General features: G+C 62.4%; 15 protein-coding genes. 8 read left to right on the plus strand and 7 right to left on the minus strand.

What is annotated here, in order from left to right; all coding sequences use genetic code 11:
* Positions 1 to 17: 17 nt before the first annotated feature.
* The 6 genes from AC1D1G_RS19720 (at position 18) to AC1D1G_RS19745 (ending at position 6342) form a co-directional block, all read left to right on the plus strand.
* Positions 18 to 701, plus strand: a complete 684-nt coding sequence (locus tag AC1D1G_RS19720; RefSeq protein ID WP_477953365.1) for a hypothetical protein — start codon at positions 18 to 20, stop codon at positions 699 to 701.
* A gap of 4 nt (positions 702 to 705) precedes the next feature.
* A complete protein-coding gene (locus AC1D1G_RS19725) occupies positions 706 to 1302 on the plus strand; it encodes a hypothetical protein (protein ID WP_477953367.1) in 597 nt (198 codons plus the stop codon).
* A gap of 103 nt (positions 1303 to 1405) precedes the next feature.
* The gene (locus AC1D1G_RS19730) at positions 1406 to 3193 is read left to right on the plus strand and encodes a type IV secretory system conjugative DNA transfer family protein (RefSeq protein WP_477953368.1); all 1788 of its coding nucleotides are present in this window, start codon (positions 1406 to 1408) and stop codon (positions 3191 to 3193) included.
* Positions 3190 to 3921 (plus strand): DUF4913 domain-containing protein, encoded by a 732-nt coding sequence (locus AC1D1G_RS19735; RefSeq protein WP_477953370.1) that lies wholly within the window; start codon positions 3190 to 3192, stop codon positions 3919 to 3921. Before AC1D1G_RS19730 ends, AC1D1G_RS19735 begins: the two co-directional genes overlap by 4 nt.
* A gap of 21 nt (positions 3922 to 3942) precedes the next feature.
* A complete protein-coding gene (locus tag AC1D1G_RS19740) occupies positions 3943 to 5481 on the plus strand; it encodes a hypothetical protein (protein WP_477953371.1) in 1539 nt (512 codons plus the stop codon).
* A 36-nt stretch (positions 5482 to 5517) separates the two neighbouring features.
* On the plus strand, positions 5518 to 6342 hold the full coding sequence (locus AC1D1G_RS19745) for a hypothetical protein (RefSeq protein WP_477953372.1): 825 nt from the start codon (positions 5518 to 5520) through the stop codon (positions 6340 to 6342).
* Between the two features lie 449 nt (positions 6343 to 6791).
* Here AC1D1G_RS19745 and AC1D1G_RS19750 read toward each other — a convergent pair whose 3' ends face one another.
* The 3 genes from AC1D1G_RS19750 to AC1D1G_RS19760 all read right to left on the minus strand — a co-directional run bounded on the left by AC1D1G_RS19750 (position 6792) and on the right by AC1D1G_RS19760 (position 13188).
* Positions 6792 to 8456, minus strand: a complete 1665-nt coding sequence (locus AC1D1G_RS19750; RefSeq protein WP_477953374.1) for an NAD(P)/FAD-dependent oxidoreductase — start codon at positions 8454 to 8456, stop codon at positions 6792 to 6794.
* A gap of 33 nt (positions 8457 to 8489) precedes the next feature.
* Positions 8490 to 11213: a class IV lanthionine synthetase LanL gene (gene lanL, locus AC1D1G_RS19755; RefSeq protein WP_477953376.1), complete on the minus strand. Its 2724-nt coding sequence runs from the start codon at positions 11211 to 11213 to the stop codon at positions 8490 to 8492.
* A 1015-nt stretch (positions 11214 to 12228) separates the two neighbouring features.
* Positions 12229 to 13188, minus strand: a complete 960-nt coding sequence (locus AC1D1G_RS19760; RefSeq protein ID WP_477953378.1) for a LysR family transcriptional regulator — start codon at positions 13186 to 13188, stop codon at positions 12229 to 12231.
* A 172-nt stretch (positions 13189 to 13360) separates the two neighbouring features.
* Here AC1D1G_RS19760 and AC1D1G_RS19765 point away from each other — a divergent pair, with 172 nt between their 5' ends.
* Positions 13361 to 13636, plus strand: coding sequence for a UBP-type zinc finger domain-containing protein (locus tag AC1D1G_RS19765; protein WP_477953379.1), 276 nt, complete (start codon positions 13361 to 13363; stop codon positions 13634 to 13636).
* 525 nt (positions 13637 to 14161) lie between these two features.
* Here the strand turns inward: AC1D1G_RS19765 and AC1D1G_RS19770 are convergent.
* The 4 genes from AC1D1G_RS19770 to AC1D1G_RS19785 form a co-directional block, all read right to left on the minus strand.
* Entirely contained in the window at positions 14162 to 15415 is a 1254-nt protein-coding gene (locus AC1D1G_RS19770) for a cation:proton antiporter domain-containing protein (RefSeq protein WP_477953381.1), read from the minus strand.
* 503 nt (positions 15416 to 15918) lie between these two features.
* Positions 15919 to 16734: an IS21-like element helper ATPase IstB gene (istB, locus tag AC1D1G_RS19775; protein ID WP_005245467.1), complete on the minus strand. Its 816-nt coding sequence runs from the start codon at positions 16732 to 16734 to the stop codon at positions 15919 to 15921.
* Positions 16731 to 18386, minus strand: coding sequence for an IS21 family transposase (gene istA / locus AC1D1G_RS19780; RefSeq protein WP_477953400.1), 1656 nt, complete (start codon positions 18384 to 18386; stop codon positions 16731 to 16733). Before istA ends, istB begins: the two co-directional genes overlap by 4 nt.
* 321 nt (positions 18387 to 18707) lie before the next feature.
* Positions 18708 to 20000: a helix-turn-helix transcriptional regulator gene (locus AC1D1G_RS19785; RefSeq protein WP_477953382.1), complete on the minus strand. Its 1293-nt coding sequence runs from the start codon at positions 19998 to 20000 to the stop codon at positions 18708 to 18710.
* A gap of 149 nt (positions 20001 to 20149) precedes the next feature.
* On the opposite strand from AC1D1G_RS19785, the gene hxlB reads away from it, so the two are divergent.
* Complete coding sequence (gene hxlB / locus AC1D1G_RS19790; RefSeq protein ID WP_477953384.1) at positions 20150 to 20731, plus strand: 6-phospho-3-hexuloisomerase; 582 nt, start codon at positions 20150 to 20152, stop codon at positions 20729 to 20731.
* Positions 20732 to 20750: the final 19 nt, after the last annotated feature.

Genomic DNA, 20750 nt, shown 5'->3' on the forward strand with positions numbered 1-20750 from the left:
ACGAAGGGACAGGGCACATGACGGAAAACGTGATCGAGAACCCCGCACCGGAGAGCGTGGCTATCAAGAGTTGGGGCCAGGAAGAAGTCGCCCCGCACAACTGGGCGGCCAAGGTGCTGGGCGACCAGACCGAAATCCTCGAGGCGAACGGATGGCAGGTCACCGAACGTCAACGCGACCTCGCGTACCTGTCGGCGCTGGAAGCGCTTGATGCCGAGGTTCTCCGGCGGCCGCTGCGGGGGCCTGGTCAGCCCTCCCCGGCGTACGCCCGCACGATTCACCAGATCACGGCCGCCGAACTGCGGAAGGTCGCCGGTGAGCCGGCCCCGGTCAAGCCCTGGGAGAGGGTGTCGCTGGGACTGCTTGTGGCGGTGGCCGCGATTACGGTCGGCCTCACCTGGAAGGTGGCGCGGGACATCGCCAGTGAGTTCCTCCGGATCGACGACACACTCTGGTTGGGGCCCGAACGGCAACAGATGGCAGCGAACTGGCTGTTCTGGCTCGGGCAGAGCGGTGCCGTCGCCGCCGGGCTCCTGCTGGTGCCCGCGCTGGTTGTCGCGGTGGTCACGGTCGTGCGCCGCGTCCGACCGCGATACAGCCGTGAGGCATCGGTCCTGGTCCTCGCCGCAATCGTGGTGTGCGTGGCCACGGTGGTCGCGATGCTCACCAGCGCGTTCATGCTCGCCGGGCTGAGCCGGTGACGACATGAATCGGCATCACAGCAGGACGATCCGCGGCAGCGTCGCCACCGCGATGGTGACAGCGGTTCTGTTGGCGGCCGGGTGTGGCAGCTCCGACGACGGGCATGACCATGCCGCCGAACCAATGGATTCCGGTGGTCCGACGGCAACATTGACGACTCCACCACCGCCTGAACTGCCGGAACAGTTCAGCGGTGTCGATCAGAACGATCCGGAAGCGGTGATGGTCGCCGCAGCGCAGGCCCTGTTCAGCTACACCCCTGCGACGGACCCGACGCAGGCCGCGGCCGCCGACCGGGCCGCAGCGCTGCTCGACGAGCGGTTTTACGCCGAGAACAAGGCGGCGTTCTCCGTGCTGGCACCGATAACCGGTGCCCGGTGGGACCGGTGGGCGAGTGAGAACGCGACCGTGACAGCCCGCGCGGCGGTGACCGGTGACAACCATCCACCGGATGCGCCGGCCCGGATCTCGCGGGTGGTGGCCGTCACCCAGACCGCGACCACCCCAGCCGGAGCGGTGCTCGGCGAATCCACGATGGCGGTCTACATGAGCGCAACCCGTCTCGGGGTGTGGCGGGTGAGCGCTCTGACCGTCCGCTGACACCGGCAGACGTGACCGACAACTGCAACGACATTGGAGGAGTGATGATGACGAGTTCGACCAAGACGACCTCGGCCACGACCCTCGGGCGAGGGGAGCGTCGATGAGTGACCGTGGAGTCAAGGATCCAGTCAATTCGGCACGCGAGGTGTATCTGATCGCGGCAGTGGCGGCCGTCGTCGGAGTGGTGGGCGGCGGGGTGATGTTGGCACTGCGCCTGGGCACCGATCAGGTGGTGCCGGCGAACCCGGCCGTGGTCCTGATCGACCTGGTGAAGGGCCACCTGGAGTGGTCGACCACCGCAACGGTGATCATCACGGTGTACGCGGTGCTGGTGCTGGCTGCGGCGTTCGTGATTTTGGTGCTGGTGGCCCGCAGCCGCGGCAAGCGCACCCGCGTCGACGACAAGGCCAAGCACATGGGTCGGTTGCTGGACGTGGGATCGCTGACCGAAAAGCTGTGCCGTAAGGAGTCGGACCGGTTGGGTGTCGTCCTCGAAGAGGGTGCGGCGCCGGGGGTGCCGATCGGCAAGCACCTGTTGTCGGGGCAGAACCTGTACGCGAAGTACGAGGACATGCACGTCGACATCTGGGGTCCACGTTCGGGAAAGAGCAGCTCCCGGGTGATTCCGGCGATCCTCGAAGCGCCCGGCGCGGTGCTGACCACCTCGAACAAGCGTGACGTGGTCGATGCCACCCGCGATCCGCGTGAAGCCAAGGGCGGGAAGGTGTGGATCTTCGACCCTCAGAAGGTCGCTGACGGGGAAAACACCTGGTGGTGGGATCCGCTGTCGTGGGTGACCGACGAGGTCCGTGCCGCGGACCTGGCCGCGCATTTCGCTGCCGGCGACGACGGCCTGGATGCGAAGAAGGATGCATTCTTCGACCCGGAGGGCCAGGACCTGCTCACCGCCCTGTTTCTGGCGGCCGCGTCCGCGAAGAAGCCGATCACCCAGGTGTACACGTGGGTGACCGAGGAGACGAACGTCGAACCGGTCAACATTCTCCGCAGACATGGCTACGACCTGCACGCATCCGGTCTCAGTGGCCAGTACAACGCTCCGGCGAAACAGCGCGGCGGTGTCTTCGGCACGGCCCGGAAGATGATCCGCTGCTTGAAGATGCAGTCCATCCGGCCGTGGGTGTCGACCGACGGCCAGCGAAGCCGGGTACCGCATTTCGATCCGCGGGAGTTCGTCCGCTCGAACGACACCATCTACCTGCTCTCTCGTGAGGGCAACGGGTCCGCCGGACCGCTGGTGACTGCGCTGACCGTCGCGATCTGTGAGGCCGCCGAGGAACTGGCTACCCGGTCGAAAGGTGGGCGCCTGCCGGTGCCGCTGCTCGCCGCATTGGACGAAGCAGCCAACGTCGTTCGCTGGACTCAGCTCCCAAAGCTGTTCAGCCACTATGGCTCTCGTGGAATCGTGATCATGGCCATCCTGCAGAGCTACGCCCAGGGCACCGAAGTGTGGGGCAACAAGGGCATGGGAATGCTGCACTCGGCCGCCAACGTGAAGGTCTACGGCGGCGGCTGCGAAGTCGCCGTCGACGACAACTACCTCCGATCGCTGTCCACCGCGATCGGGGAGCACTGGGAATACAGCGGATCGGTCTCCTCCGGCCGCGGAGGCCGCTCCACCTCACGCCAGCGCACGAAAATCACCACCTTCACCGAGTCCGAACTCGAAGAACTGCCCCGCGGCCGCGCGATCGTCCGCTCGTCCGGAAACCGGGCCACCCTCGTCAAGACCGTGCCCTGGTGGGAAGGCCCCTACGCCGACCAGGTGCGGGCATCGATCGAACGCCACGATCCCGAAGCGAACAAGACTCTCGCCGAAGCGGTGACCCTCACCGACGACGCCGAACCGAAAGAGGTACAGCCGGTATGACCAGCCTCGACGAGTTCGACCTGCCTGAACCGCCCGACGAGGACCTCGCCCCACCCGAGGATTCATGGGCGCCGCCGCTCGATGGTCTCGTGCCCGAACCCGCCCCGGCGGGTACCCCGGCCGACGGGAACGGTGCAGGCGACGCCCTCACGCTGTCCGATGAGCTGAGCGCCCGGATCGGGAAGGTCACCGGGACGCTGCTGAGTACGCAGATCAAGGCGATCGCCGAAACCCAGCTCGCCGAGCTACTCACCCCGGAGATCTATCAGCGGATCGAAGAGCTCTCCCGGCGTCGACTCGCCGCCGAACTGGAGACGCAGCTGGTCGCCGAGGCGCAGGCAGCACAGGAGGCGGAAAACCCGCCGACCACAGTCTTCGGGTCGACCGAAGAGTTCGTCCGGGTACGCCTGGCCCCGGGCTACCGCCGCGACGTCGTCGACAACCATGAAATCCGCTGGTGCCCCCAATGGTGGAGACACGAAGAAGCGATCTCCCGACTCGAAGCGCTCTGGCGCACATGGGAACACTTTCGCCGCGACCCCACCACCGGAATGAGCGTGTGGTGGCGCGACCACGCCGACCACCACATGCCAGTGCTGATGTCCTCGGACGGCCCGTTCAGCAAGTGCAGCGTTCAGCACGGCCACCACACGGCGGACAACGCCATCGCGCCGCTGCCAACCGATCCGGCACCTGCCGGGATGTTCCCGGACACCCGGAACCTCTAAGCACCAGGGAAAGGAAACCCCATGGATATGCACCGCGACGACGGCATCTACACCGCCACCTGCAACTACTTCCGCAACAACGGCACGCAAGGGCTGCCGCATGGCACCTCCACCACCCAGCACACGTCACGGGCCGCCGCGTTCGAAGCACTCAACCACGCACTCCACGCAGCACGGGCCGATCGCGCATCTCAGGTCGACGTGTCCCTCACCCGCGACGACACCGCAGCGACCCAGGTGATCTTCGCGGCCGGCCCCCGCCATATCGACGACGTCCACCCTGAGCTCGACGAACAGCGGTCCTCATACTCCCGCGCATGGGAGATCCTCACCACCCATGCCAACGAGATCCTCTCCGAGCTCAGAAACCCGCACTCACCCGTCCACCAACCACTCTCACCCGAACTACACGACGTCGCCTGGGCAGCCCGAAACGTCTACGACGGCGACCACCTGGCCGTCGGGGGGCACGACGAACCGGTCGACGAACCGTTCGGATACGTACCCGTCACACCCGCCGACTACTACGTGCAGCAACACGAACGCTTCCAAGCTCATCTCGCAGGAGAACTCGATCGAGCCAAGGGCCGCGCCCGCGACGCCGGACACAGCGAAGCCCAAATCGAGGCCGCCACTCGCACAGACCCGGACCTGGATATGGAATCGCTCCGCCAGCACTCTGCGGCCCTACTCCACACCGTCCGCAACCTCGCCGAAGATCCCACCCTCACATCTCAGCAATGGGCAGCTCTTTCCGCTGCCGTCGACCAGGCCGAGACCACCGTCACCCAGCTCAACATCCACAAAGGCGCCCTCAGTGAGGACGCCCGGGCCGCGGCCGTCACCGGAGTCGCGGCACACAACGGCATCGACACGGTCGCAACCCGCGACCATGCCGGGGAATCGGAGATCACCCCGGACCAGCAGTTCCGTCAGGATGTCGACACTCGTGCGGGCGAACTGATGCAGTTACTCCGGCAACTCCGAGACGATCGCGAAGTAGTGGTCGAGGGCGTTGTGATCGGCTCCGAGTCGTTTGACCTCCACAACAGGATCGAGCTTGAATACGGCAAGCTCGGTGAGTCGCTGGCCCAGGACGTGTTGAGGCGGACACCGCTCGACGCTGCGTTCGAGGAACAAGTGCACACGCGGGTCGAGTTCGAAATGCGCGCTGACAGGCTTCACGGCCAACTTTGGGAGTACGAGCAACTACATCGAATGGTCTTCGACGGCCCTGGGGCCACGGAGCGGCGCGAACAGGCGATGAGGGAGGTCGCTTCGGAGATCGACGCGCACGGACAGTCAGCGCGTGAACTCCGGGTGTCCATCAACACCCTCGACACCAGTTCGAATGACGAGTTCTTCGCCGGCCACGTTCGCAATGCACTACGAGCCGATGCTCGCGTGGCGCAGGAGCAAGCGAGCACCCCACCAGCGCACGTCCTCGACTTCCCATACCCGCCCCGGGCCCCTGGCGGCGCATCAGCACAGACCGCGCTGAGCAACGACGACGCACGTAACCGGCCACCGCGGCAGCGCGACACCGACCTGGGGCGTTGACCCCCCGAATCCTCCGAACACCGTAAGGAGAACGACATGTCCGAAGGTCCCGAAGTCGACTCGGCCAACCACGAAGTCAACGCCATGATGCGGGTCGCCCTGCAGCTGGCCTCTCGCATGGCCGAGAAGATCGCTCGAAACCGTGAGCGTGACCTCGAGCAGGCGCGCCGCGAATCGGCAGAACGTGCCCGTGAACTCGCACAACGGCTAGAGACCAGTCGCGCTGGCGCCGAGGCATACCTGCGTGCCTCGTTCGATGACCAATGGTGGAACCGTGCACAGCCCGGCGAGATCGCCGATCAGTGGCAGCACGCACAAGCGTGGAAGGAACACTCCCAGGTCGCGTCGGAAGCCGTCGAACGGATCCGCGCCGAAACCGCCAAGCGGTATGGCATCGACGTGGATGCTCCGGGCGCGGACGAGAAGGTCGTCGACGCCCTGCTGCGCGATGCTGAGAACCGAAAAGCCCGCGGCGCCGCCGAACACGGCCGCTCCCAAGCCGACACCCTGGCAGCTAGCGAGATTCTCGACGAGGCCGAGCGGGCGGATGCCGAACGCGCCGATGAGAACGAACGCAAGGAGACGAACAGCGAAGACGTCGAACCGCAGGCACCTGGCGGTGATTCGCTGCGGTCGGTGGCCGACCACGACTACGACTCCGCCGAACGGCGCGGGGAGGACGCCGACCAGATGAGGGCCGCCGGCATCGACGAAGAGGAAGTCGCCACCCGCATGCGCGCTGACCTCGACCAGGCCAGGCACCCGGTCGAAGCGGTGGCCGGCGCGGGCAGCCATCCCAAGGCCCGCAAGGGTCGGGCCAGACGTGGTAAGTCTGCTGAGCGGACGATGACCGGCCGGTGAGCATGCAGCGGCCGGCTCAACAGAGGGAGGGGTAATGACAGCACAGGACGAGGCCGGTTCGAGACGCAATGCGCGATGTCCGTATCCGAGGCTCGCCGCCGTGCACGGCAGGCAACCGAGGTTGACCACCAGCAGATCCATCACCGGTGTGCACGGACCGACTTACGGTCTCGTTCCTACTTACGGTCTCGTTCCTCCGCTTGCGCCGACAACAGCAGCATCTCCTCGCTATCCACGGCGGGATCTAGGAGATCTGGACCGTCGCGAGCGCAATGAGGGGATTCGGGCATGGTGACCTTTGCGCGGCTCAGGGTGTTCTGAATAGGAACGCACCGGATAGATCTACACCCTCGAGAGCGTCGGTGAGGCATGGCACGCTATCCGTATGTATGGTCGTACGGGCGCCGTGATTGTCGATGGGAAACGCTGCAAACACTAGGGATACGCGGTCATACAAGCACTCCTATGCCATCCAGTTGAGCCACCAATTCCGTGGTGGTGCGTTGCGCGCTCCAGGCGTTCACTGAGCGCAGACCGCTGACAACTCGGTCGAGATCTTCGACCGTATTGTCGCCACTCAGCGCCTCGACTAATAGATCCTCGCCGTCATGCAGATCGAGAAAGTCGCCGGTTCCCTCGTTGACTATCCGCCGTCCTGACTGCACCGAACCACCGTGATAACAGAAACCATTTATCAGCTTCGCTTGTGGGCGCAGTCGAAGTTGGCGGTTCGCGTTATTCTGAGCAATCTGACGCCGCGCGGGCGGTTCACCAAAGAGCCCATCAGCAACCCTGCGGGCTTCGTACAGTTGATAGCTGCCAAACAGACTAACCGATTCAGTTCGATTTGCGTACCCGGAGGCTACACGCATGAACGCCTCCATGTCTGAAAGTTGAGGCGATTTCTCGGAATGAGCGACTCCGCGCCGAGCTTGCCACCACCACGATTCCATTGAGAAGTTGTTCCCATACCAGAACGCAGCCATATCTCGATAAGCGTGCAGGTATGTACGGTAACTCGTCTCGTAAAATTCCCAGTACTTGCCGATTTGCTGATCATCCGCATTCGCGAAAGATGAATTTACGGTGTAAGCCGCCTTCTGGCCCAACTCGTGTGCAAGCATTACGCCGGATGACAATATCGGGTCAACAAATCCGGCGGCGTCGCCAACTAATGCCCATCCAGGCCCGGCGATCTGGCGACTATCGTAAGACCAATCACGGATCGCGCATATATCGCGCCGCTGGTCCGCTGAAATGTGGACGAGTTCCGCGCCCTCCAGGAGGTCGCTCATCTCCGGGCACGCCTGTATTTCTTCGAAATATAGTTGATTCGTACTTTGGCGGTGTTCGCTTAAAATCTGCCGGTGGGTGACGAAACCAACACTAGCGACGTCGTCCTTCACCGGGATATACCAAATCCAGCCGCGCGGAGTAGTGGCAATGAATATGCGAGCGAGGTCGGGGTGACCAAGGTACTCGGACTTCCATTTACCCCCCAGCCAATAACCCCAGAGGGCGTAGTTGTTCATACGGTCGTCGTACGCGCGTAGCCGGAAAGTCTTGCTGAGCAGCGAATCCTGCCCAGAACAATCCAGCAACCATGTACTATCCTCCGATTGCACGCCCTGCCGATCATGGATCTCTACGCCGACGACACGCCCGGTGACCTGATCGACGCGGATGGTGTGAACCTTGACTCCCGTCCGGACTTCGACGTCCCATTCTGCTGCCGTCTGAAGCAGTAGATGGTCGTATTCGGATCGTCGCACATGCCAGCCAGTCGCATATTGCTCGGGCAGCTTCATCCGCGGGCTATCCACACTCGGCTGAAGGCTTCTGAATTCAAATCCCCATGGCTTGCGATCACGCCCCCAAATATAGCTGGCACCCAGCTTACTTACGAAATCATAGTTTTTCACCTTGTCATAGGCGCCCATTTCACACAGCACTGGCGTACTACCTGGCAATAATGACTCTCCCACATGATGGCGCGGAAAGGTTTCCTTTTCCAGCAGAAGGACACGTAAATGCGGTGAGTATCGTTTAATTAGCGTTCCGACTGTGCTACCCGCCGGACCACCTCCGATGATTATGACATCATAATGTGCCATATTGGCCTCCAATTATGCATTTCCCGAGTTGTACTATGGAACAGCATTGATCGTCGTCCGAAAGCAATGATCGCTAAGCTGATTGGGGATCCGGTCGGGCGCACTCAAGCGCAGAAACGCCATTGCGACGCCAGCGTATCCCAGCATGTAATCGGGTGAGAATGTTGTGGCAGACTCAGATGGCCACAACAGCTTTCCGTCGCGTTGAGTTTCGAAGGCACATAACACTTGTCCAAGGGACTTGGCTTCATCCAGGTATATCGAGTTTCGGGTGCTCTGAAAGAGATCTAACAGAAATTCGATATTGCCCGCGAGACCGTGGCACTTCGTAGGTCCGGTCCATCGGGTCCCCTGCGCGACGCAGCGTGCCGCGCCCTCCGCAAGCTCCATCGCTCGTGGAAAAATGTCAAACTCGGCGCTGTGCAGAAAGAACGTCCCGATGCCGGTGCTGCCGTGACACCAGTAAGCAGGGGAGGGACTACCGTCTTCCGCCGTTACTGGCCAAGCGAAGCCACTCCCGTCATCCAAAACCCGGATGCCCGAACGTGCTACCCATCTGCCTGCGCTTGCAGCCGCCTCAAGGAACCGCTCATCGGCGGTTGCGTTGAATAGATCTAGAAGGACATCGGCTATGCCGGCCGCCCCGTGCGCATATCCCAGGTACGCGGAACCACTAAGGTCGTCGTATCCTGGGGGAATCGACCAGCGAAGCAAGCCGTGGCCCACGTCCTCCGCTGCCGCTAGTAGGGCCTCTCCTGCACCGATTGCATCACACAGATGCTCCGATTTGGATGTCTGATGCCATAACCAAAGGTGAAACCGTAGACGGCCCGCTGTACCGTTGAACAAATCGGGTGAGCAGTGCGGATACTGCGCGATTTGCCGACCGCGTTGTTCGGCGGCGGCGATTAGTTGCCCGTCACGCAGAACTTGACCCGCTCTTAAGAGCGCTACGCCAATCCCCGCTTCGCCGACGTAAAGCCCTGGCAGCGGCCGCCCCTCAAACCCCGCCACGGTGACCAGTCGTTGCGCCGCATGTCTCAGCACGTCTCGGTGCGTAGGGTCGCCAATTTCTCGAACCAGCTCCGCTAGAGCTAGCACTGTTCCGGCACTGCCAATATTGAGATCGTACGATGGAATTCCAATACTTAGATCGTGCGTGCTTGTCCATTCGACCCCTACGCCAGCCGAAGCCGGCTGTGCTGATCGACAAAGCGAGTCTCCGAGTTGTCGCGCCAACCACCTAGCGTCGAACGGTGTCTCAGCGTCACGTCGTAGACTCGACCATTGGGTAGACAGGGAATGTGCGGCAGACGCCTCCACAATTCCGTTGAGGGCGAAACATACTTCGGCCATCGAAGCGAATCGGTCCGCAGGATCGACGCCAAGGCACCGAGAGATTACTTTGACAAGCTCTGGGGATACCATCGGGTTCAATGAGCGTACGGACCGACGAAATAGGCCGCCAGAGAGGGGCGCCTGCGAGGGCTCCGCTCCCGTTGCGGCGAAGTAGAGTAACGCACCTAGGCCAAAAATATCGTCGGCGATCGTAGGAAGGTCGGTGCGATGCCGTTCCGGCCGCACGTACCCTCGTGTGCCGAGACCGCAGGAACCGCCACTGTCCGTCAAATCGTGAGCGAGCTCGAAGTCTACAAGGTGTGTCAACCCATCAGGAGTGATGATTATATTTGTCGCATTCAGATCGCTATGAATCACGCCATCGCGGTGTAGCGCGCCGAGCATTGTTGAAAGGGAGAGACCCCATGCAGCAATCTGCTGATTTGATGCGTGCTGGCCAACGGCATTCATCTTACTGAGATGATCGACAAGAGTCTCACCCTCGATATCGGTCATAATTAGATATAGGCGATCGTCTTGTTCAATTAATTCAATCATTTTTGGCACATATGGGTGGCAAGCCAGGCGAAGTAGAATGGCAGCTTCGCGACGTAAACGATCACAGGCGTCAGTGCCGTCGGGCTGAATTACATCGTTGTGTCTGGCCGCCTTCAGTATGCATGGCCGTAGCTCTCTACAATCTATTCCTAGGTAGACCGAACCGCGAGGCGACTGGTGCAGAGTCGCGTTGAGAAGATAACGGCCCCCAATTACCACGTTAGAAGATGTCGACGGTATATCGTAGCCAGCTACAACGAAGGGATTTACGAGCCAACTAGCTAATTTCGGGGGACATGTTCGCCGGTCACGTATCAGCTCGCCGTCGGGCCCGGTGATTGCCGGTGCAATTTCTCCTATGGGCGTCTGGAGCAATCGCGCACTGAAGCCACCATAACGGTAGTAGACCAAACTTCCCGTCGCGAATTGCCAATCTGAAGGAACAGCCGGACCGCGCAACCCGTTTGTTGCCTGATCTAGAGCAACTGCGAGGCGAACTGCCTGGCAATCATTTTCCGGGTAGACAGTAACAAACTTTCCGACCTGACTTTCCCATACGCGTCCCTGATTGAGCTCGTCGAGGAGACGAGGGGTATACACCACTTTGAAGCTGACGTCCTCGGCCAGCAAAACCGGCAAGCAGGCTCGCAGTACCGGTATAGCCGACTCTCGGCATGCAGAAATGTGGAGTTTCCACCCTTGATCCGGGAGGATCGCACGACTGCTGTGGATATGAATCCATCGGGGTGATTGCTCCGGTTCGACGCGGAAACTCCACAAGGAGTCGTGTTCCGCACGGTTCGCGAGCGTACGTTCAATCAGCTCGATCAGAGTTGCGGCTTCGGCCTGATTCTCGCTCACATTAATTTCTCTGATCGGAGAGATACTGGGTGGATTCGACGCTTTTATCATGGAATAATTTCTGTTCGGAAATTTGATGGACGCAAGCCGGTGCAGATTTTAGGACAGTGCACAGTTTGCACGAATCGAATTCTGAAGCATCGCTCAAAGAAGACATCGGACACACTCATCGCATGATCGTCGGCGCGGCGTTCGCGACCTTCGACAAAGGTCGCGAACGCGCCGTTCCCTGCCGACTCGGCTACGCGGCTACCTCGGTCACCGCGGATTCTCCGTAGGGTGGGACTCTGGCGCAGCACCTGTCCAAGCGCAGGTCCAGGTGCAGCCCGCATCGTCCGCCCGCACAGCCTTTTTAAGGGCATCCGCTTGCGACGCCAGATCGGAAGCTTTTAGCGCCTCCTCCGGGTTCGCGAAGAAGTCGTCCCGGAATTTTGGATCAGAACCGATACGGGACTTGATTTGATCAAGAAGATCACTCCGAGCCTTACGCACATCATCTATCACGAGAGCCCTCCAGCGGTTGAACTGCGGGTCAGTGGCATCCGGGCTTACACGCAGTCTCCGATTGCATGCCTCGTTGGAGCTGCTGCTCGCGGAAACATGTCGGCTGCATTGAACCACCGGTTGCTATTGACGGCCCATCGAATAGATGAGCTGATATCAGTAGACCTCGAAAGCGACGTTGGCGAAATCTCCAGTATGAGATGGGATTTTCACTGGATGTGATCACGAGGACTCTTGACAACCTGGTTTTACTGCGTGGTTCCTTGGGGCGTTTGAGGTTATAGACCAGTGCGACTGGAGCTTCCGGCGAGCAGTGAAGCTGGATCTGGGGGTAGATCATACTCGTTCACTGAGATGGTGGTGCTGGTCATGATGTGTGGTGATCCGAATCTCGCCTCCTGCAACAGCCGCTTGCCCCGGATCAATTGGTTCGACTTGCTCTGACATGCAGGGTTTCTCGGGAATTGCCAGCAATGTCAGGCCGTCCTTCTGGGAACTGCGAACGCCAAAGTCATCTGTTCACAGGTAAGCGCCCTGTGTACGAGCCAGCTCTCTCCGAGATATCTGCAGCACTATCGGCGCACATCCAACGGAGCCTGCCGGACACCACGCGAGCACATTCGCGGACAAACCGGACCGGTTCCGACTGATTGTCGGCCCGCCAGAGCAGCGACCATGGATATCGGGCCACCGGTGCGGTGAGAGACACCCAGTGGGTTGACGGCGACACCACGCCACATGAGCGAGGCACACACAGGATGCAACGGCCCTCGGATACCACGTCCGCCGCGCAACGCACGCTCTGGACGGTTCCCCGATACGGCCTCGGCGTGAAGCCGGCGGACAGGCACAGCCCGAGGACGAACTCGTTTAACTCCGGTGCTCTGAAATCTTCGAACATCAGCAGCGTTTCACTCGCGAGGCGTGAGACCGGAATCGAGTCAACACAGGATAGGGGATGCGTGGACGCAATGAGTACGCCCATCGGATCCAGCCGCAACATTTCCGAAGCGACCCCGGGTGGTACCCCGATTGCACACCCGAATCCCACATCGAGTCGACCGTCGGCGAGCATCCGGCACTGCTCTGRCACACCGGTCTCGATCCGGTGAATCTCTATGCCGGGATGCGCGTGCTGAATCGCCTCCAACACCTGTCTCATTGAATCGAAGCTCGCATCACCTACCGCGATGCGGAGGACCGAACCACTCTCGGTCACGCAACGCGCCGCCTTCTTCGCCCGTTCGACGTGGTCGAGAATCTGCCGCGTGTCGACGAGAAACACCTCACCCGAGGGTGTGAGACGAACGTGATGGGTGCTGCGTTCCAGCAAGGGCACACCCAGCTCACGCTCGAGCCGCTTAATTTGTTGGCTCAACGCGGACTGCACGATGTGCTCGCGCGATGCCGCGTGGCCGAAATGTAGCTCCTCGGCCAAGGTCGCAAAGTAGCGCAGCTGCCGCAGCTCCATGTCTACTCCCCGTCGCGAGCCAATCCCGCCGGTTGAACACGCCGGCGGAGGCGCTGGGTGTTCTTGTTATCACTCGCGCTGATCAATTTTTGCCGCAGTGCCGCTTTCCGACGAACTCCCTGAGGGGATTTGCTGAAGTTCGGTCCTTTCCAACCCGAGCTAAGAAGTTTGGATGCAAGCGGACGTGAACCTTGCCGGTAGCAATCTGGTCCGGCCATGCAAGCATCTGGCAGCGGCCCAACCCGTCGAGCCCGATTTCGACAGGTGTGAAGAATGCCTCGCCGCCGGCCAGGAGTGGAGCGAACTGTGGCTGTGCCTGACTTGTGGCTGGGTGTCCTGTTGGGAGTCATCGCGTGAGCACTACGCCGAAACCGATCACCCGATCGCCATGCCGCTTGCGGGCCCCCCCAGTGTCCGATGGTGCTTCATCGACGAGCGGTTTGTCTGACGTCATCAAGATCTCCTGTCATATATTCCTACTTAGTTTCGGCCTTTCAGTCGTGTCGGCAGGCCGAACGTTTCGAGCAGTTGCATTGCTGTGCTGAAGGAGCGATCCCGACTGTGAACAGGTCAACACGGCTTCGATGGATGAACGGGCGCCGCCGATCTTGTCTCGAGTGAACTTCAGCTTGGATATAAGCGCATGACCGCACGACCAGATCCGGCGGGCACGCACCGTCTTTGCAAGCGGTCCCGTGCGCTCTATCCAACGGCTAGGTGTTATGAAAGACCAGTCAGTCTGATCTTCCCTGCCGCGCAGTTGGATGTCACTGATAGTTAGCTGCCAGAACGGACTACTACGCAGGCACGGCTCGGGGCCGGGCACTGGGCACAGTTCGCTGGCGTGGTGGGCAGCATCGTCCGACGCACGACCGAATACCGTGGCGGGACCGAGCGCGGCGGACTGCAGCCGGTGCGGTCGGCGGGCGACCTGGCATCTGAGTTTGCTCGAACGGCAATAGTGTGATTTGCATCAAGCGCGGGATGGTTGGTCGTGCAGCTTGAGGATGCGTCTCACCAGGGGCCCTGCCATTGCGGTGGTGATAATGGTAACGAACATTAGAACCGAATACAGCGTATCGTCGAGCAGCCCCAGATCGCGGCCAAGGGTGAGCACGATAATCTCCGTGAGACCACGGGTATTCATCAGCACACCTATGGCGAATGCCTCTCGCCGTTTCAAACCTGCAGCTTGCGCACCGAGCCCTGCACCGACAATTTTGCTACCACAGGCTACAGCCAGAAGTAGGAGCAATACCGCAAAGTTGCCCCACCCGAAGCTGATGTCAACAGCAAACCCTGCAGTGACGAAAAATACCGGAAGCAGCAGCCGACTGATGCTTGTCACCGTTTGTAGTGCACGTGACGTGGTTCTGAAGAGCTCATCACTAGGTGCAAGAACACCGAACACGAAAGCACCGATGACTGCATGTAGTCCGATCACCGAGGTCGCCCAGGCACTCGCAAGCAAGCCCACTGCGATTGTCGCCAGGACCATTGGCTCGCGTAGCCACGGAGAACGCGCTTCGGAACAGAACCGGCGAATGACTGGTTTAACGATGAAATGCAGAGCCACAAGGATGGCTATGACTTTCGGTACCAGCCAGAGAGGGCCGTCCGAGTTTCCCGTGCTCGTCATTGCGACGATACCCGCTAGCAGTATCCAAGCACAGAAATCGTTGATGGAAGCGCTGAACAGGGTTATCACCCCTATTCGGGTTCCATTCAGTTTTCCATCTTCCAAGATCCTCGCCAGGACCGGGAACGCTGTTATTGAGATTGACACTCCCATCAACATCACAAAGGCCGCCCGGTTGATATTGACACCGTTAACCTGGCTGTGACTGGGAAAAAGGAGCAGCGCTGCACCCACACCTGATCCGAAAGGCAGAAGTAGGGATCCAGTCGCCGTGTAAATTACCGCTCGCCGCGCCCGCCGTACAGCTGCCAGATCGGTGTGCAAGCCAATAATAAACATGAATACCACCAGTCCAATTTGTGCAATGTCTGAGAGGACGGGGCGAACTTCGATAGGGAAAATGATTCTGTCAAAGGAACCGGGGAGGGCGCCGAGCAGACTCGGACCCAGTAGAAGTCCTACTGCAATCTCCCCCACAACGCGAGGCTGATTGAGCTTCGAGGCGGCCCATCCCCCCGCTCGAGCTGCTACAAGTATCAACGTAAGATCGAAGAAGGTGCCAGCAATAACCGAATACATTGACGACATGACGCTCCTCATGAACTTGGACGCTCCGTCCGAGGAGGCAAAGACATCGAACGAGGTGCGCTGGAACGACTAGCGAAATGGCGAGTTGATCGAGATCGCGGCTCCGGTAAACCCATGCCGCCGAACGTTGGGCCTTCTGGGTCAATAGAGCTACGCTGCCGTGATCCAATGGGAAATGTCAACCGGATCGCATCAGCGCCAGACGGGAGCTGACCTAGCGCGGCTTTGATTCCCGGCACAAATTTGTTGGCTATATTCAAGAGATCTGTTCGGCGCTGTCGGTTGGTCGCAATCGCCGTGGGTCCGCGTGTTTGGCTCTGTCAACTCGATCTGGCCCCACCTTGTCGGCTCGAGTTGGCCCCAGCCGACCCTTACTTGTGAGGGTGTGACGGCTTGAAGTGGCCCCACCCTGGTGCGGTGAGCTGGGTGTTCGGGGGTGGTCGAATGTCCGGGCTGGACGCCGCGACGTCGACGGTGTTGTCCGTCGCCGGCATGGGCTGGGGTTAGCTCGCGGCTTGGGCTGCTGCCCTGGTTTGAGCGAGCCGGTAGCTGTCGGTGCCGGTTTCGATGATCGCGCCGCCGAAGGTGAGTCGGTCGACGATGGCCGCGCAGAGTCTCGGGTCGGTGAACGTCCGGGTCCAACCTGAAAATGACTGGTTGGACGCGATCGCCACGGAGTTCTTTTCCTCGCGTTCGGTCAATACCTGGAACAACAACTCGGCGCCGCGTTTGTCGAGTTCCATGTAGCCGAGCTCGTCAATGCAGAGCAGATCCACCCGCCCGTAGCGGGCGATGGTCTTGGCGAGCAGTTTCTCGTCGGCGGCCTCGACGAGTTCGTTGACCAGTTTCGTCGCCAGGGTGTAGCGGACCCGGAAGCCGGCCTCGGCGGCGGCGGTGCCCAGGCCGATCAGCAGGTGCGATTTGCCGGTGCCGGAATCGCCGATCAAACACAACGGTTCGCCCTTGCGGACCCAGACGCAGCTGGCGAGGCTGTTGATGGTGGCCGGGTTGACGTTGGGGTTGGCGTCGAAGTCGAAGTCCGCCAACCATTTCTGGCGTGGGAATCCGGCGGCCTTGACCCGGCGGATGCTGCGGCGGCGGGCGCGGTCGTCGCATTCGGCGAGCAGCAGGTCGGCGAGGAAGCCCTCGTAGGTCAGTTGCTCCTTGTGGGCGACGGTGAGCATGTCCTCGAACCGGGTGCGCACCGTCGGCAGCCGCAGATCACGGCAGGCCTGCTCGATCGCGGTGGCGGCGGCTTCGGGGGTGAGTCCACGCCGGCGCCGTGCGGCGGCCGGTGAGGTGGGGGTCGGCCCGGTCATGATGATGCTCCTTCACGTGCAGAGACGGCGTCCGAGGAGGGTGGCGGTCGCCGCCGCAGCAACTCGTCGTAGGGGGCGACGGTGGGAAGCGGACGCGAATCCGGTGGCAGCCCGGCGATCACCGCCTCCGGGTCGGTCAACCTGCGTGCGGTCATCGACACCACCTTCGACGGTGCCGCCGCAACTGGGGTGACCGCGTCGTCGGGACGGTCGGCGGCGGCCTTGCGGGCCTCGACGGCCACCACGTCCGCGCAGGCGGCACCGACAGCGACCGCGGCGCGGAGCCCGGCGGTCACATCCGCGTGTGCCATGTTCCGATGCAGCAGCAGCACTTCGACCAGTGCGCGGGTGCCGTCGGCGTCCCCGTGCACCGATCGTGCCAGCGCCCAGAACGCCTCGTGGTCGGCGGTGAACGTCCCCGCCGCCCGCGCCTGGGACAGCGCGGTCGACCCCGGTAGCGCGCCGGGTTTGCGGGCGAGGACCTCGAGGTAGTGATCGAGCACCAAGGCCTGCGCGCCCTTGCGGGCGAGGCGGAGATGGCGGGCGACCTCCCGCCGGCCGTCGAAGATCACCACCTCACTGGCCCGCAGCGAGACCCGCACCTGCCGTCCGATCAGGTAGATCGGCACCGAATAGTGGCACTGGCGCACCGTGACCCGCGCATACCGGTCCACCCGCGGCGTCAACCACAGGCCGGGCTCGAAATCCTCGGCCGGGAGCGGCCGCAACAAGGGCCGTTCGGTGGCGAAGTCCTCGCCGACGGTCCGGATCCGGGTCTCGATCCGCCGGCCGTCGTCCGCCCGATCCGCCGCGGCGAGGTGGGCGTTGAGCTCGTCCAGGGTGTCGACCTTCGGCACCGGGACCAGGTGGTTACGGCGGAAGCGCCCCACCTCACCCTCCACACCGCCCTTCTCGTGGGCGCCCTCGAGACCGGAGAGGCAGTAGAAGGAATCGAAGCCGTAGTGCGACCGGAACAGAATCCACCGATCCGACTCAGACCGGTTGCGCCCGAACAACACCCGACGCACCGCAGACCGCAGATTGTCGTAACGAATCTTGCCGGTCGGGACACCGCCGATCGTGGCGAAGGCGATCACATGGCCCTCGATGAAGGCCTCCTGCCCCTGTGAGGCGAATACCCGGTGCACCGCCTTGCCCGAGTGCGAGAGCCGGAGGGTGAACAGGAAACACTTCGTCCGCACCCCGGCCAGATCGATCCACGCATCTCCGAAATCGACCTCCGCCTCCGCGCCGGGAAGATGGTCTTGCAGCACGAAGGCCGTCTCGGTTCCCCTCCCGGACTCGGCGACGATCTCCGGGCGTCGGCGGGCGACGTAGTCCCGCACCGACGAGTACGAGGCCTCGCAGCCGTGTTCGTCGATCAACCTTGTCCAGATTCGTTTGGTCGTGTGTCGCTGCTTCCGCGGCGCAGTCAGGTCCGTGATCAGCATGTCATCGATCACCGTCTTGAACCGTTCGAGCTTGACCGCGATCCGCACCGGCCTCTTGCGGGGAGGCGGGATCGGAGACTCCAAGGCCGCGCGCACCGTCCGCCGGTGCACACCATGGCGGTCCGCCAGCGCGCGGATCGACAGGCCCTCACACCGCGCATCACGGCGGATGTCCTCGAACAGTTGCACCCGAGACTCCAACCCGAACCCCTCACGGCCGGCGGTGTGGTTCGTCTCGATCATCGCGCCCACACCCGTCACCGGGATTCACACCGACGAAAACAGCCACCCCGGGCGTGTCGCGGTGGGGCCACTTCGAGCCGTCACACCCCTCACCGGATAAGGGTCGACTGGGTCCAACTCGAGCCGCCCGACCGGGGCCACTTCAGACTGCCAGAGCCATGCCTCGGCGGCCGTCAACACGCCGTGCTTGGTGATCCAGGAGTCGAGAGAATCACGGCGATGAAACGGCATCACAATGTAGGGCGACCTGGGCGTACGCCGCCTAGATGGTTTGCGGTCTTAACCTCGACCGGGCGCTGGATGCGCCTCGCCGGAGACAATCCCTGCCCGGATCCCGATCGCGCCGGCCTCCCCACGGTTGGCGACGTCGAGTTTCTTGAGCACGCTCGCGACGTGGAACTTGATCGTGCTTTGGCTGATCCCGAGTTCCTCGGCGATGGCGCGGTTGCGTTTGCCCATTGCGAGATGGGCGAGGACTTCGAGTTCGCGGGGATTCAGGGTGGACAGAAGATGCTCGTCCGGTCGGACGGCCGGTGGATCCAGGGGGATGGTCAGGGTGACCCGGCTCCCCCAGCCGGCGATGGATTCGATGTCGATCCGGCCACGAAGGGTTTGCAGCCGTCCGGAGAGCTGTCGGGTGAGGGCTGTTCGGTCGATTTCGCCGGGTCCCTGGTCGCGGACCTCGATCAGGACGTTGTCACCGTCGCAGTCCCACGCGATCCGCATTCGGGTCAGCACCGGTTGTGCGGCGAAGGCCAGCACGATGGCGCGGACCATCGCGCGTGCCGCGTGCGCCACCTCACCAGGAAGCGGACGGCCGTCGGCTGGCGGGTCGACATAGTCGACCTCGACGTCGCGATACCGCAGCAGGGGGCGTAGTTCGCCCTGCAAGCGTGCGAATGCCGTGGTGACCGCTTCCTCGGACAGGGCACGATCGGCGGCACCCGCCGATCGCAGGGCGATCAGTGCTGCCGATGCCGTCTCGCTCGCGGTGATGCGCGACCGACGGTCGTCGAGGTCGTTCGATCGGAGGGTTCCGAGGACCGAAGACAGGGTCGCCTCGTGCACCTCCGTCAGTTCGGCAATGGTGCGGGCGCGTTCACTCGACGCGGCCCGTGACTCGGCGAGATAGTCGGGGCTGGCCTGTGCCACCTGGTGCTGGATGGAGGTCGCGACGATCCCGAACACGGCCTCGACCTGATCAGGGTCGGGTGCGGTCGTCTGGGAGGGCCGCGGGACCAGGACGAGCAGGGTGTCGCCGGTGTCGCGGAGGGCCCAGATGCGGCGGCGTCCCCCTCCCAGTGAACGGATTCCGGCGACGACACCGCCGGGTTCGATGGATTGTTTGATCTCGTCGAGTTCGTCGATGGTCACCCGGTCGACGATCTCGCGGTTACCTGCAACTTTGCGGGGGCGTCCGGTGCATTCACGGGTGAAGATCACCAGGGCGTCGTGTGGCCACCATTGGCCCAGGAACCGGGAGAAGCGGGCCGCGATGTCCGGGAGCGGTCCCGTGATCACCGTCCGCATCTCCACCCAGGGGTCGACCTGCAATCGAATCGAGTCCTCCACGCTTACCACCCGTCCACCGTATGACTGGTCGCCACGAGAAGGCACTGGCCAACCGGCTAGCCCGAACTCCCCGAGCGGCCGGGTGCCCCAGCGCACCGGGGTCGGCAGCCTTGTTCTCACACCCAGAACGGCTATCACCGAGGAGGACCATGACCGTCACCGTCGAGCAGACCCGCACACAGTTCAGCGACGGGCGCCGCATCGTGCTCGACGAGAACGCGCGCCTACTCAATTCCGTTGCCGCAGAACAATGGGACCGCGCCGGATCCCTCATCACCACCGCGCGGGCAGTGTTCGTGATCGGCAACGGGCGCAGCGGTCTCGCCGTCCAGATGGCCGCGATGCGACTGATGCACCTCGGCCTGCGCGTGCATGTCGCCGGTGAAGTCACCGCCCCCGCCATCGGCGCCGGGGATGTACTGATCGCCGTCTCCGGATCCGGCACCACCGCCGCGGTGGTCGGCGCAGCCGATACCGCGAACAAGGTGGGTGCCTCGGTTCTGGCCGTCACCACCGCGCCGGACTCGCCGCTCGCCCGGCGCGCCGACGAGGTCCTGATCCTGCAAGCGGCCGACAAGCAGGACCACAGCGCAGCCATCACCCGCCAGTACGCGGGCAGCCTGTTCGAGCAGTCCGTGCTCCTCGCCTTCGACGCACTGTTCCAGGCGTTGTGGAGCAATGAAGACCAGACCGCCGAGCGGCTGTGGGAACGCCACGCCAACATCGGCTGACCACGAATCCCATCACAAG

The sequence above is a fragment of the Rhodococcus sp. P3_B8 genome (assembly GCF_056402775.1).

Bases quoted from the DNA above. Each gene is read 5' to 3' on its own strand.
- AC1D1G_RS19730 (WP_477953368.1), top strand. From the start codon at position 1,406: ATGAGTGACCGTGGAGTCAAGGATCCAGTCAATTCGGCACGCGAGGTG.
- AC1D1G_RS19770 (WP_477953381.1), bottom strand. From the start codon at position 15,415: ATGTCGTCAATGTATTCGGTTATTGCTGGCACCTTCTTCGATCTTACG.
- AC1D1G_RS19725 (WP_477953367.1), top strand. From the start codon at position 706: ATGAATCGGCATCACAGCAGGACGATCCGCGGCAGCGTCGCCACCGCG.
- AC1D1G_RS19765 (WP_477953379.1), top strand. From the start codon at position 13,361: ATGCAAGCGGACGTGAACCTTGCCGGTAGCAATCTGGTCCGGCCATGC.
- AC1D1G_RS19740 (WP_477953371.1), top strand. From the start codon at position 3,943: ATGGATATGCACCGCGACGACGGCATCTACACCGCCACCTGCAACTAC.
- hxlB (WP_477953384.1), top strand. From the start codon at position 20,150: ATGACCGTCACCGTCGAGCAGACCCGCACACAGTTCAGCGACGGGCGC.
- AC1D1G_RS19745 (WP_477953372.1), top strand. From the start codon at position 5,518: ATGTCCGAAGGTCCCGAAGTCGACTCGGCCAACCACGAAGTCAACGCC.
- AC1D1G_RS19750 (WP_477953374.1), bottom strand. From the start codon at position 8,456: ATGGCACATTATGATGTCATAATCATCGGAGGTGGTCCGGCGGGTAGC.
- AC1D1G_RS19735 (WP_477953370.1), top strand. From the start codon at position 3,190: ATGACCAGCCTCGACGAGTTCGACCTGCCTGAACCGCCCGACGAGGAC.
- AC1D1G_RS19720 (WP_477953365.1), top strand. From the start codon at position 18: ATGACGGAAAACGTGATCGAGAACCCCGCACCGGAGAGCGTGGCTATC.
- istB (WP_005245467.1), bottom strand. From the start codon at position 16,734: ATGACCGGGCCGACCCCCACCTCACCGGCCGCCGCACGGCGCCGGCGT.